General features: G+C 39.7%; 11 protein-coding genes. All 11 read right to left on the bottom strand.

The genetic code is table 11. From position 1 onward, the window contains the following. Positions 1–32: 32 nt before the first annotated feature. Positions 33–2,804 carry an excinuclease ABC subunit UvrA gene (gene uvrA, locus Q0465_RS06435; protein ID WP_298614230.1) on the bottom strand — a complete coding sequence of 924 codons (2,772 nt, stop codon included), beginning with the start codon at positions 2,802–2,804 and terminating at the stop codon, positions 33–35. Positions 2,805–2,973: 169 nt separating this feature from the next. Further along, positions 2,974–3,414 carry a 50S ribosomal protein L9 gene (gene rplI / locus Q0465_RS06430; protein ID WP_298614228.1) on the bottom strand — a complete coding sequence of 147 codons (441 nt, stop codon included), beginning with the start codon at positions 3,412–3,414 and terminating at the stop codon, positions 2,974–2,976. 19 nt (positions 3,415–3,433) lie between these two features. After that, positions 3,434–3,703, bottom strand: coding sequence for a 30S ribosomal protein S18 (gene rpsR / locus Q0465_RS06425; protein ID WP_009136073.1), 270 nt, complete (start codon positions 3,701–3,703; stop codon positions 3,434–3,436). A gap of 3 nt (positions 3,704–3,706) precedes the next feature. Beyond that, positions 3,707–4,054 carry a 30S ribosomal protein S6 gene (gene rpsF / locus Q0465_RS06420; protein ID WP_298614342.1) on the bottom strand — a complete coding sequence of 116 codons (348 nt, stop codon included), beginning with the start codon at positions 4,052–4,054 and terminating at the stop codon, positions 3,707–3,709. Between the two features lie 138 nt (positions 4,055–4,192). Continuing rightward, positions 4,193–5,215: an endolytic transglycosylase MltG gene (mltG, locus tag Q0465_RS06415; protein ID WP_298614220.1), complete on the bottom strand. Its 1,023-nt coding sequence runs from the start codon at positions 5,213–5,215 to the stop codon at positions 4,193–4,195. Next, the gene (locus Q0465_RS06410; RefSeq protein ID WP_298614218.1) at positions 5,212–6,258 is read right to left on the bottom strand and encodes a nucleoid-associated protein; all 1,047 of its coding nucleotides are present in this window, start codon (positions 6,256–6,258) and stop codon (positions 5,212–5,214) included. The genes mltG and Q0465_RS06410 overlap by 4 nt, the downstream gene beginning before the upstream one ends. Before the next feature lie 3 nt (positions 6,259–6,261). Further along, a complete protein-coding gene (locus Q0465_RS06405; RefSeq protein ID WP_298614216.1) occupies positions 6,262–7,845 on the bottom strand; it encodes a DUF3078 domain-containing protein in 1,584 nt (527 codons plus the stop codon). 48 nt (positions 7,846–7,893) lie between these two features. After that, positions 7,894–8,703: an SDR family oxidoreductase gene (locus Q0465_RS06400; RefSeq protein WP_298614214.1), complete on the bottom strand. Its 810-nt coding sequence runs from the start codon at positions 8,701–8,703 to the stop codon at positions 7,894–7,896. 170 nt (positions 8,704–8,873) lie between these two features. Beyond that, entirely contained in the window at positions 8,874–10,043 is a 1,170-nt protein-coding gene (locus Q0465_RS06395) for a tetratricopeptide repeat protein (protein WP_298614212.1), read from the bottom strand. Between the two features lie 69 nt (positions 10,044–10,112). Beyond that, the gene (gyrA, locus tag Q0465_RS06390) at positions 10,113–12,617 is read right to left on the bottom strand and encodes a DNA gyrase subunit A (protein WP_298614210.1); all 2,505 of its coding nucleotides are present in this window, start codon (positions 12,615–12,617) and stop codon (positions 10,113–10,115) included. Between the two features lie 135 nt (positions 12,618–12,752). After that, on the bottom strand, positions 12,753–13,514 hold the full coding sequence (locus Q0465_RS06385) for an MBL fold metallo-hydrolase (RefSeq protein ID WP_298614208.1): 762 nt from the start codon (positions 13,512–13,514) through the stop codon (positions 12,753–12,755). Positions 13,515–13,590 lie beyond the last annotated feature (76 nt).

Below are 13,590 nucleotides of genomic sequence, written 5' to 3'. Positions count from 1 at the left end.
TTGGTATTACGCATGACACACCTAATATTCCTTTATCTTAATTTTTCTTTCAGATATTTTCCGGTATAGGACTGTTCGCAATGGATCAGTTCTTCCGGCCGTCCTTCAAAAACGATATATCCTCCTTGTTTTCCCCCTTCCGGTCCCAAATCAATGATATGGTCTGCACATTTTATAACGTCCATATTGTGTTCGATGATCAATACGGTATGTCCACGGTCCAGGAGAGCATTTAAAGAATCCATCAACTTGTGGATATCGTGGAAATGTAAACCGGTCGTCGGTTCATCAAATACAAATAAGGTAGGTTCGGGATTTTCCCGGCTCAGGTGGTAGGCCAGCTTTACCCGCTGGCTTTCACCTCCGCTCAGCGTACTGGAAGATTGTCCCAGTTTGACATATCCCAGGCCCACGTCTACCAGTCTTTGCAACTTTTCCACAATGCTCCGTTCGCTATGAGAATTTCCGGTAGAAAAGAATTCAACAGCCTGATTAACGGTCATTTCCAATACCTCAAATATATTTTTTTCCTTGTATTTGACTTCCAGTACATCTTCCTTAAAACGCTGCCCTTTACAATGTTCGCATTCCAGATATACGTCGGCCATAAATTGCATTTCGACTTTGATAATCCCTTCGCCCTGGCATTCTTCACAACGTCCGCCGGGTACATTAAAAGAAAAATGGGAAGGTTTAAAACCCTGTTGTTTCGATAATTTCTGATCTGCAAATATTTTACGGATATCGTCCCAGGCTTTGACATAAGTAACCGGATTGGAACGGGTCGATTTCCCTATTGGATTCTGATCTATAAATTCTACTGCTGACAAAGCTTTTAAATCCCCTAATAATTGATCAAAACTGCCGGTCCGGTCCGAATAATCTCCATAGTATTTCTGTAGGGCCGGGACCAGTATATTCTTGATTAGTGTACTCTTTCCCGACCCGCTAACACCCGTTACTGCAGTCATTACCCCTAAAGGAATGTCCACAGAAATATTCTTCAGATTATTTTCCGTAGCCCCTGTGATCGTAATCTTCCGGGAAAAAGAACGACGTTGTTTAGGGACTTCAATATGCTCTTTGCCATAGATATAACCCGCCGTCAGGGTACGGGCTTTTTTCATATCTTCCATATTTCCCTGAAATACGACTTCTCCGCCAAGTCTGCCGGCATAAGGACCGATGTCTATAATTTCATCTGCAGCCCGGATAATATCTTCATCATGCTCTACCACGATAACCGTATTTCCAAGATCCCTCAATCTTTTCAGGACTTTTATCAGCTGTTCTGTATCCCTGGAATGCAGACCTATACTGGGTTCATCCAGTATATAAAGGGAACCGACCAGTGCAGACCCCAAAGAAGTTGCCAGATTGATGCGCTGGGATTCCCCTCCGGAAAGAGAAGAAGAGAGACGATTTAAGGTCAGATAACCTAATCCGACTTCCTGTAAAAATTCAAGACGGCTGCGAATATCCGGCAATATCCGTTCCGCTACTTTTTGCTGATAATCGGTTAAAGTCAAATGATCGAAAAATTGCTTCAGCTCATCTACAGGCATTTCGACCAGCTCCGGTACGGATTTTCCGTCAATTTTTACATAAGTAGCTTCCGGTTTTAAGCGCGTACCATTACAATCCGGACATTTTGTTTTGCCGGTATACCTGGCAATCATTACCCGGTTCTGAATCTTGTATTTTTTGGATTCCAGATAAGTAAAAAAATCGTAGATTCCGTGAAAATACCGGCAACCGTTCCAAAGCAGTTTTTTCTCCTCTGAAGTTAATTCGTAATAAGGGGTATGTACGGGAAATTTCACATAATGAGCGTTTTGGAGAAGATCCCGCTTCCATTCGCTCATCACTTCCCCGCGCCAGCACATGACGGCATCCTCATACACACTCAGGGCTTTGTTGGGGACAACTAAATCCTCATCTATTCCCAATACTCTGCCATAACCTTCACACTTTGGACAAGCACCTATGGGAGAATTAAAACTAAACATATTGACAGAAGGAATCTGAAACGTCATTCCGTCGGCTTCAAACCGGTTTGAAAAAGACCGCAGTATTCCGTCTATTTCGATAAGACACTCTCCGTTACCTTCATAGAGAGCCGTTTCCACTGACTCAGAAATGCGGGATTGGGTATCCCTTTCCGAATTGATGGAAATCCGGTCTACTACCAGATAAATTTCTTCCTTAGTGTCTAACAGAGAGAGATTATCAATTACATCGTTAATCCGTAAAAACTGATCTCCGCACTTGATTCTGCTAAACCCCTGATTCAACAAGAGAGATAGATTCTCTTTTTCCTGCAGTTTTTCCGGCCGGGCCATAATGATGACAGTTTTCCCCTCGTGTCCCTCCAAAATATAAGTACAAATACTGTCAACCGAATCCCGTTGCACAATTGTACCGGATACCGGAGAAAAAGTTTGCCCCGCTCGTGCATAAAGCAATTTTATATAATCATATATTTCTGTAGAAGTTCCTACTGTAGAACGGGGATTGGAGGTATTTACCTTTTGTTCAATCGCCACAGCTGGTGGAATGCCTTTGATATAATCACATTCCGGTTTATTTAATCTCCCTAAAAACTGTCTTGCATAAGCCGACAGACTCTCAACATATCTTCGTTGGCCTTCCGCATACAATGTATCAAATGCCAGAGATGATTTTCCACTACCCGATACGCCGGTAATCACAATCAATTTATTCAGCTCAATTTTTAAATCGATATTTTTCAGATTATGTACCCGGACTCCCTTCAGCTCTATATATTGTTTTTCCTTTTCCATTTCAATAACCAATCTGTTGCAACACCTTCTTCCTTTTCTTCTTCTGAAAAGGTACATCAGTTTACAAAGATAGTGAAAATTACGGCAATAAAAAAGCATCCTTTGACGGATGCTTTTTGTTTGGATATGTTTGGAAATACGTTTAAGTCTTGTTAATGACTCAATTTAATTATTCAGAAACCACTTCGAATTCAACATTCACTTTCACATCTCTGTGAAGTTTAATAACAGCTGAATAGGTTCCCACTTCTTTGATATCTTTCAGCATGATTTTCTTTCTGTCAATTTCATATCCCTGGGCTTGTAAAGCTTCAGCGATCATGATGCTGTTAACAGAACCGAAAATTTTACCTGTACTACTGGTCTTAGCCCCAATTGTCAATTTCAAAGTTTCGAGTTTCGTAGCCAATTCCTGAGCTTCTGCTCTCAGTTTGGCTTCTTTATGTGCTCTTTGTTTGGTATTCTCAGCTACAATTTTTTTAGCCGATTCGGTTGCTAGGATAGCATATCCCTGGGGGATAAGGTAGTTCCGACCATAACCCGGCTTTACGTTAATTATGTCGTCCTTATGACCTAAGTTTGCTATATCTGTTAATAATATAATCTGCATTTTGTCCTCCTTCCTTAAATTATTTCATCAAATCGGTTACATAAGGCAATAAAGCAAGATGTCTCGCTCTTTTCACTGCGGTAGCCACTTTCCTTTGGTATTTCAGAGAAGTTCCGGTAATTCTTCTAGGAAGGATTTTTCCTTGTTCATTCAAAAATTTTTTCAGGAATTCAGGATCCTTGTAATCGATAAATTTAATTCTGCTCTTTAAAAAACGGCAGTATTTTTTCTTTTTAACTTCTACTGAAGGCGGAGTTAAATATCTGATTTCACTTTCATTCTGTGCCATGGCTTATTTCTCCTCTTTTTTTTCTTGGTTTTTACTTCTTCTCTTTAAAGCATACTCATATGCATACTTGTCTAATCTGAAGGTCAGAAAACGGATAACTCTTTCATCCCGGCGGTAAGCCGTTTCCAGCTTATCTACCAAGGCCCCTTCTGCCTCAAATTGGAGTAAATTATAAAATCCGGTAGTTTTCTTCTGGATCGGATAAGCCAGCTTCCGAAGGCCCCATGCCTCCTCATGTTCAATCGTACCTCCATTTTCCGTAATGGTACTCTTGAACTTTTCTACCGCTTCCTTTATCTGTATTTCAGATAAAACGGGAGTTGTAATGAAAACGGTCTCGTAATGATTCAACATAATTAATTGATTATTAGTACAAAATTATTTTATCGGCGCAAAGATAATGTTTTTGTATGAATTGCAAAAATTATTTTTGATTTATATTCTTTGCACTCCCTCGCCAGGACGACTTCGGGAAGAAATCCGGGACATTCAATGATAGATCCTTCTCCTGTTTAAAGCCTCGTGATATTGACGGGCATATTCGTTATGCTGACGCAAGGTCCTCGAAAAATGATGTTCCCCTGAAAAGTCACTTTTGGCACAGAAAAAAAGATAGTCGTGTTTCTGATAATTGAGTACGGCATCTATGACCTGTATGGAAGGCATACGGACCGGTCCAGGAGGAAGCCCTGTGTATTTATAAGTATTGTATGGAGAATCAATTTCTGTATGTTTTGTCAATATCCTCTGCAAACTAAAATCTCCCCACGCATATTTAAGGGTAGGACAGGCGGCCAGAGGGATATCTTTTTTTATACGGTTGATATAAACGCCGGCGATGACAGGGTATTCCTCCGGTTTTACCGTCTCTTCTTCCACAATGGAAGCCAAAATGATTACTTCTACCGGAGAAAGCCCTGTCTTTTTTGCTTTTTCCTGACGGCTAGAGTTCCAGAATCTTTTATACTCTACGGCCATTTTAGAAATAAAATCAGCAGGAGAAATGTTCCAATATATTTGGTAGGTATTGGGCAGGAACATCGTCCTGAAATTTTCCGGAGTAAATCCAAATTCCTTGGTTATTTCCGGATTTTGAACAGCTTCCAGAAAAACAACCGAATCCATTTCCAATTGACGGTCAACAATACCGGCCAGCTGCTGGAAAGTCCGGACATTATTAAAAGTAAAATTTACGGCTTCCTGATTCCCCGAACGCAATAAATTCACCAGGGCATTGTTGCTCATTCTGTCCTGCAACCGGTATCGTCCGGATTTTATCCGTTCCGGATATTTTTTCCATCCGGCCACCTTGCGAAGAGTATACATATTTTCTATATATCCTTTGCTTTGCAGGATTTCCAACACTGTATCAAAAGAATCTCCTTCCTGAATATAGATAATTCCTTTATCTTTTACCTGCGTATTGGGCCAGTATATAAAATAATAGGCTGTTCCCCAGGCTATACCTGCAAGCACAAACAAGAGGAGTGCAATACGGATTATTTTTTTCATTCTTCGTCCCGGAAATAAAGCTTGTAATAATTCATATCCCGGGCCGTATCGTATCCTTTTTCAATATATTTCCGTTGCCCGTGGATATACACATGAAAATTTTTGTCCAATTTCAGCACATGTCTGAAATATTTTTTCCCGTCTTTTACGGCATAGTCAGATACCGGAAAGGTCTGCTGAAAAGGGATTTCTTTTTCAGTTTCGTATTGTTTTTTAAAGTTTTCAAAGGCATTGATAACTTCCGGCTCTTTTACAACTTCTTCCTTAAAACGGTCCTCAGAGAAAACTTCTGCCTCCTTAAAGAAGTTGAGCGAACGGTTTAGCATATCAATTTGATCAGCACGGGGGACATCGTTTTCATTATTGTAAATATCTTTGACAAAATCTTTACATAAATTCAGGTAATTCGACGTTTGAAAATAACTGTCATTACCGGGTTGTAAGCCCAGAAAATCATTTGTCCAGTAAATAGCTTCCTTGAGATTGGTTTTATCGATTACGGAAACTTTATAGCCAGATTCCGGATGGATATTGAAGATTAAGCAAGCCTTATCCAATTTCCGGATATTAATACCCGATTCGCTTTTCAGCTGATAAGTATTCTGGTTCAGAATGATCTTTAAAAAAGTATCTTTGTTTTCCGACTTAAAAATACCGACAGCATCGCAAAGTCCTTCTTCAATATTACAATTCCGGAAATAAACGATATATAGCTCACCGGATTTGATATTGGGATTGTTGGATTGTTCAAAAAGTTGTTCGGCTATCGCTACGGATTGGGTATAAAATTCCCTGTTATCAGTAAAAATTGTATTTACAGCTGCATATACAGGATTATTTCCCAAATCTTCCCCGTAAGGCAGAAAATTGTAAAAGGCATCCTTTTTAAACGGGGACAGAAAATAGTTTTTTAATAAACTGATCACATCAGGGTCGTCGGGCAGGAAACAATTGTCTGAAATTGTCAGCTCACCTCCTTCGTATTTATTTCCAACTTTGTGGATCACAATATTTCCGATTTCACTATTATCAAAATTTATCATAGTTTAAAATCTAAAATTAACACCCAGATTCAGGTTTTCTTTAAACTGCATTTTTTTGGAGTAGTTTTCATCGTATACGACATTCGTATATATCGAAGCCCGCATAAAATAGTTTATTTTAAAATCGATCTGCACTTGCCAATTAGCTGTAAAAGCCTGTTGTGAATTGTAATAACTGCTGAATAAGATCAATTCATTCCGGATATCTATTACTTCAAACAAATTGAATTTATTCCGCAATTCCAGCCGGGCACCGGCATCCCCCTTGGATTTTTTTCCCAGGTCTACTCCGTAACGTGTAGGATCTATACCAGAAGTATCCCGTACGTATGTCCATTTTCCGGCAATGGGAGAGAGGTAAAGAGAAAAATTCTCATTGGGTTTGTAATCAAGACCCAAAGAAAGCGTAAAATAGGCCGGACTCATAAAGTTTCCTACCAACGTTTTTTCATTATCAGAATACTCGTAAGAATTGAAAATCATGGTCTGGATATTTAACTGGGTGGTATAATACCAGTTTTTAAAAGCCTGATGTCCTAATTTCGAATTCAATTCCAGTTTTTCTTCATTCTTACGTAAACCCTGATCTCCGCTTTTCAAAAATCCCAGACGGTAATGCATAAAATTTTCCCAGCTGGTTCTGTTTTTATTGTAGTTGACAAAAAAACGGATATTACTGAGGACAGATAAGGAATTCTCGCCACCGCTCGACCAATTGGCCAGATAACCTTGTCCCATGGCCAATTCTACTTCAGAATAATAAGTCCAGTAACGACGGTGTAATTTTCCCGGTTTTATCTGGTGAATATCAAAATATTTTTTCCCCATCTGATAATTCAATTCCCGGGGGTTGTTCTCTTTTGTATATATTTTAGCCTGGTAAACATTATCGTCAACATATACCCGTATATTATTACCGGGAGGTGCAGCTTCTATCCAGGTACCAATCGAGTCTCCGGTTTTATTAATGGCCCAGAAACGATGGAATTCAGTACGTCCGTTATTGATCCAAAACTGCACAGAACTGTCCGCTACATTCAGGACTTCCAGTAATACTGAATCCCGGCTGATGTCTTTTAACCATATATAATTTGAATCGTTACGGACATAATTGGCTAAAGTAGACAAATCGGAATTCATATAAGTATGATAATCCGTCGTCAGTAAATGGGCATGCCTTGTATATAAAGCGACACTGTCAAACATCAGCTTTGTCTGTATTTTATTTAAAGCTTCTTCTTTTTCTCCGGTAGTTTGTATATAATCCCGCAGATAATGGACCATACGCCTCAAGGAATCATTCTCCACATACTGAATCAATGTATTTAAGGCTTTATTTAATTCCTTATCGGCATATTTCTTATTTTCAAGGTATTGAACGGTATAGCGGATTGCCGGATTTTCTATTTCTGCATTTTTCAGTTTCCGTTTTAAATACGACAAATCTTTGGGGAAAAGAGAATGAGGGGACACAAGCGGCTGGAGAGGCAGGGGAATAGGCTGAACCTCCTCAGGGCAAATCAATTGTCCAAAAGTAAGATCTGTACTGAATAATAGCACACACACCATCAATATTGTTCGGATCATAGTAGTAAAGATATTTATATTCAAAGTTTGTTTTCAGCCTTTTAATGCTCATTTAAATGGAGAATTAGGTTCTTTTGCCATATGGGTATAAGCCAGCTTATCCACGAGACGGGGCCACCATTTATTCAGGAAAACAGTTAATTTCCCTTCTACAAAAGTCATGATAATTTCCCTTTTCTTCTTTCGTATTCCTTTAATAATCAATGAAGCACATTTTTCTGCCGACATCATACTCGTTTCATCCCGGGGACTTTCCCCTTGCTGGCAACCCGCTGCATCCAGTGCTGTCGTTCGGATGTTAGTGGCTGTAAACCCGGGAGCTGCCACCAATACATGCAGACCTTTCTTTAAATTTTCAATACGCAGGGTATTTAAAAAACCACGCATGGCAAATTTACTGGCTGAATAGCCGGTCCGTCCGGGTAAACCGATAAACCCTGCAATGGAAATGATTCCCACCAGACTTCCGCGACTCTTTAATAAATGAGGAAGAGCGTATTTACTACAATAAACGGTACCCCAGAAATTAACATCCATCAGGCGGCGAAGTACATCCAGATCCAAGTCCTCAAACAGAGCCCGCATGGATATACCTGCGTTATTCACCAATATATCAATGCCTCCAAATTGCTGATACGCCCGATCAATGAGATTCTTGCAATCTGTTTCCTGCGACACATCCGTCTGTACCGAAATGATTTCAATTCCCTGAGCACGTAACTCTTGCTCTATAAATGACAACTTATCCATATTCCGGGCGGCCATTACAATCTTGCAACCTTGGGCAGCAAAGCCATATACCAGTGCTTTCCCAATTCCAGACGACGCTCCGGTAACAATAACGATTTTATTCTGCATCTTCGCTATATTTACCTTTTACTATATTTGCGCAAATATAATAAATTCTGGGGTCATCGTTTTTCTAATCTGAAAAATTATAAAAAAATGTTTGTCCTATAATTTATATTATGTAAAGTAATATTAAAAATGAAAAGGAGGGGATATCCTTTCCCCTCCCTGATTTCAGTTTATTCTGCTTGTTGCTGTAAAGCATTTTGCATATCGTCGTATTTTTGCTGATATACAGGATCTGTAGAACGAAGTCTGAAATAAAGTTCTTTCAGAATAGTCATCGTATTTCTTTCTCCCGGTTGTAATTCCAATGCTTTTTCAAAATAAGGGATTACATTGGCGTATGCAGCGTATACTTTTTGAATTTCCCGGTTGTATTCATCGGCATCTTCGATAGCGAACACCTCTTTGTTCAGCTCATTGGCAGCATTTAACTTCAAATTAGCTAAATAATACTGTGAATTGAAATCTTTCGGATCGAGCGACAATGCTTTTTCGTACATGCCTTCAGCTTTTTCCGGCTGTTTCATTTTTTCGTATAAAGTACCTTTTGCCCGGTAATAGGAAGGATTGTTGGGGTCTTGCTTAATGGCTGCATCCAGATAAACTTCAGCTTTTTCCGGTTCTCCGCCCAATAGATAGTAATTAATTAATTCTACCAATGTAAAGGGATCGTTCGGAGCTATTTCATATCCTTTTTGCAGGTATTGAAGGGCCTCTTCACTCTTACCTTGTTCTTTCAGAACACTGGCTAACATAACGTATGTTTTGGCCGGCTCATAATTGTATTTCAAGGCTTCTTTGTAATAGTTTTCTGCTTCCTGATACAGATTTGCTTTCTGAGCAGCCAGACCGGCATTGAAAATAATAGCAGTATCCACAGCCGGATTATTTATAATCGGGGATTTTTCAATTTCCAATACTTTTTTAAATGCATTTAAGGCGCCCTGAAAATTTTCCGTAGTATAAAATTCTACTCCTCTGTTAGCAAAATCAATCGCCAAATTTTCATATTGCACTTTCAATTTTTTAGGAAATTTCCCTTTTTCGTCCAGTTGCTGAACTTTCTGATAAGCTTCCCAGGCTACCTCCAAAGCGTTTGGATCCAACTTTTTATAGTCAGGCAGAGGACTTTCATAAATAGCTTGATAAATCTGACCTTTTACGAAATAACTTTTAGGATCATTTACACAATTTTCATGCGTAATCGCCTCATCTATCAGTTTTTTAGCTTCGTCCAATTTCCCGGAACTCAAGTAACTGCTAGCTTGTGCTACTTTTCCTTTCTGTGCATATGTTGCTGTAGCACAAAAAAGTAAAATCATAATAAAAGTTAATTTTCTCATACGTACATGTTTATTTAATTTATATTTCAGTTTCACGTTAAAAACGCGTAATTTGTTTCACAACAGCAATTAAACTTCTGAACCGGTCTCTTCTTCACTTGTATTCTCCCCTCCTTCTTTTTCTTCTTCCCTGGAAGCTGAAACTTTTGCTACAGCGGCAATGGCATCGTCGTTTCTGAGATTAATTAATTTTACTCCCTGAGTGTTTCGTCCCATTACCCGCAAAGATGCAACTTCTAATCGAATTGTCAAACCGGATTTCGTAATAATCATCAGATGATCTTCGTCGGTTACGTCGATCAAAGAGATCAATTCACCTGTCTTTTCTGTAAGATTAAGGGTCTTCACTCCCTTTCCTCCCCTGTTTGTAATCCGGTAATCCTCAATATCAGAACGTTTTCCATATCCATTTTCGGAAACGACCAGCACATTGGCTTTTTCCGGTTCTATGCAAATCATTCCTATTACTTCATCATCTTCATTCCCTAAGGTAATTCCTCTCACTCCGGAAGCCGTACGTCCCATCGGACGAACTTTGTTTTCCGGGAAACGGATCGCCTTTCCGGACTTTACGGCCAGCATAATATCCTTTTCTCCATTTGTCAACTTGGCTTCCAACAACTGATCCCCCTCTTTTATGGTGATCGCATTCACCCCGTTCTGCCGCGGACGGGAATACGCTTCCAGGGTTGTCTTCTTAATAATTCCCTTTTTGGAACATAAAACAATATAGTTACTATTGATATAGTCCGTATCTTTTAAATCCAACAGATTGATATAAGCTTTCACTTTGTCATCCGGCTCTATATTCAGCATATTCTGGATTGCCCGTCCCTTCGATTGTTTGGTTCCTTCCGGAATTTCGTATACTTTCAGCCAGAAACACTTTCCTTTCTCTGTAAAGAAAAGCATAGTGTTGTGCATGGTGGCCATAATCATGTGTTCCAGAAAATCTTCGTCCCGGGTGGCAGAACCTTTAGAACCTACCCCTCCTCTGTTCTGCACTTTATATTCGCTCAGAGGAGTACGTTTTATGTATCCCATATGGGAAATAGTAATTACCATTTCCTCATCTGCATAGAAATCTTCCGGGTTAAATTCTTCCGAAGCATAAACTATATCTGTACGGCGTTCGTCCCCGTACAATTGTTTCATTTCGATCAACTCATTCTTAATGATCTCCATACGTAATTCAACGCTTGCCAGTATCTCTTGCAAATGAGCAATCAGTTTTTCAATTTCTTCGTATTCTGCCCTCAGTTTATCCTGTTCCAGGCCGGTCAGCTGCCTCAGTCGCATATCGACAATAGCAGAAGCTTGTACATCGGTCAGGCTAAAGCGTTCCATCAAGGTATTTCTCGCTTCCTCCGGCGTTTTAGAACCACGGATGATGCGGATCACCTCATCTATATTGTCACAGGCAATAATCAAGCCTTCCAGAATATGAGCCCGTTTTTCTGCCTGTCTCAGTTCAAATTGGGTACGCCGGGTCACCACTTCGTGCCGGTGTCCTACAAAATGGTAAATCAAATCTTTCAGATTCAATAATTTAGGACGTCCGTGCACCAAAACCACATTGTTTACTCCGAAAGAAGTCTGCAAAGCCGTATGTTTCAGTAATGTATTCAATACGACATTGGAAATGGCATCTTTTTTCACGTCAATTACAATCCGCATCCCGTTCCGGTCCGATTCGTCATTGACATTGGAAATACCTTCAATTTTCTTTTCGTTAATGAGATCTGCTATCCGGAGTATCAATTCCAGTTTATTCACCTGGTAAGGAATCTCATGAACGATGATTTTCTCACGTCCTGTGGGCGTCACTTCAATAGAAGTCTTTGCACGAACGATAATTCTTCCTCTTCCGGTACGGTATGATTCTTTCACTCCGTTGTAACCGTATATCGTACCTCCCGTAGGAAAATCCGGAGCCTTGACAATTTTAATCAGTTCTTCGATATCGATATCGTTGTTGTCAATATAAGCACAGATCGCCTCTACCACATCGTTGATGTTGTGAGGAGCCATGTTGGTTGCCATTCCGACAGCAATACCCGAAGCTCCGTTGACCAGTAAATTCGGGATTTTAGAAGGCAATACAGTCGGCTCCTTCAAAGATTCATCGAAATTCGGGGCCATATCTACCGTATCCTTATCCAGATCTGCCAGCATTTCCTCAGCGATCTTTTTCATACGGGCTTCTGTATAACGCATGGCAGCCGGACTATCCCCGTCTACAGAACCGAAGTTCCCCTGCCCGTCTACCAAAGGATAACGTAAAGACCACGGTTGTGCCATACGGACCATCGTCATGTATACGGAACTATCTCCATGAGGATGATATTTTCCCATTACTTCTCCTACTATCCTGGCAGATTTTTTATAGGGCTTATTGGAAGTAACCCCTAATTCATTCATTCCATAAAGTACTCTTCTGTGCACAGGCTTCATTCCGTCTCTCACATCAGGCAAGGCACGTGAGACAATCACCGACATTGAATAATCAATGTAGGATGATTTCATTTCTTCCTCTATATTAATCTTAATGATTTTTTCTCCGCCGTTTTCCATCTATTCAAATTTGCAATTAATCGATTATAAAACAATTATTTATCCCTTCATTCAGGTAATTATTGCTAAAATCCCACAAATGTAATAAATTCAATGAGATTTCTGACAAAAAAGACCGTAAACTTTAACCTAATCTCAGAAACTCACTTCCATCATATCATATGCTAAATGTATGTTTTTGGGAATTTCTTTCGTCACCTCTGCAGCTTTTCCCATCTGATGACCGATATGGGTAATCCAGGCTTCCCTGACTTTCAATTTTTGCACGACCTCTATTGCCTGTGCTAACGTAAAATGAGATAAGTGACTTTCTTTTCGCAATGCGTTGATAACCATATATTCCACACCCTTTAACTTTTGCATCGATTCTTCCGGAATAACATTTGCATCTGTAATATAAGCAAAATTTTCAATCCGGAATCCCGTAACCGGTAATTTATGGTGCATCACGATTACCGGTTGTACTTCAATTTCATCGATAAAAAAAGGAGCGCGGTCCATTAACCGTACATTCATTTCCGGTACTCCCGGATACCGGTACTCACTGAAAGCATAAGAATAATCTTTGAAAACAATTTCTTTTGTACGAATATCAGCATAAATATCTACAGCTCCGTGTTTTACCCAATTGAAAGCCCTGACATCGTCTAATCCGCCAACGTGATCTTTATGGCCGTGTGTCAATAAAATAGCCCGGATATCCTTCACTCCTGCCCTTAACATCTGATATCTGAAATCCGGACCGGCATCGATAATAATTTTTTTACCGTTTATCTCCAGCATAGCCGAACACCTCAATCTTTTATCTTTTGGATCTTCCGATTTACAAACATCACATTCACAAGCAATAACCGGAATACCTTGAGAAGTCCCACTCCCTAATATTGTTAATTTCATAAAATTTTCTGAATCTCAATTCCTTTCACAAAGATAAAAATAATGTGGAAATCTCCTTCTTTAAAGCCACGCAAAT

The sequence above is a fragment of the uncultured Odoribacter sp. genome (assembly GCF_937966165.1).
Classification (GTDB): domain Bacteria; phylum Bacteroidota; class Bacteroidia; order Bacteroidales; family Marinifilaceae; genus Culturomica.
This window is presented reverse-complemented; position numbering and strand designations above follow the sequence as displayed.

Coding starts and splice junctions, on each gene's coding strand:
- uvrA (WP_298614230.1), bottom strand. CDS start 2,804: ATGGAAAAGGAAAAACAATATATAGAGCTGAAGGGAGTCCGGGTACAT.
- mltG (WP_298614220.1), bottom strand. CDS start 5,215: ATGAAAAAAATAATCCGTATTGCACTCCTCTTGTTTGTGCTTGCAGGT.
- rplI (WP_298614228.1), bottom strand. CDS start 3,414: ATGCAGATTATATTATTAACAGATATAGCAAACTTAGGTCATAAGGAC.
- Q0465_RS06400 (WP_298614214.1), bottom strand. CDS start 8,703: ATGCAGAATAAAATCGTTATTGTTACCGGAGCGTCGTCTGGAATTGGG.
- Q0465_RS06395 (WP_298614212.1), bottom strand. CDS start 10,043: ATGAGAAAATTAACTTTTATTATGATTTTACTTTTTTGTGCTACAGCA.
- gyrA (WP_298614210.1), bottom strand. CDS start 12,617: ATGGAAAACGGCGGAGAAAAAATCATTAAGATTAATATAGAGGAAGAA.
- Q0465_RS06385 (WP_298614208.1), bottom strand. CDS start 13,514: ATGAAATTAACAATATTAGGGAGTGGGACTTCTCAAGGTATTCCGGTT.
- Q0465_RS06410 (WP_298614218.1), bottom strand. CDS start 6,258: ATGATAAATTTTGATAATAGTGAAATCGGAAATATTGTGATCCACAAA.
- rpsR (WP_009136073.1), bottom strand. CDS start 3,703: ATGGCACAGAATGAAAGTGAAATCAGATATTTAACTCCGCCTTCAGTA.
- Q0465_RS06405 (WP_298614216.1), bottom strand. CDS start 7,845: ATGATCCGAACAATATTGATGGTGTGTGTGCTATTATTCAGTACAGAT.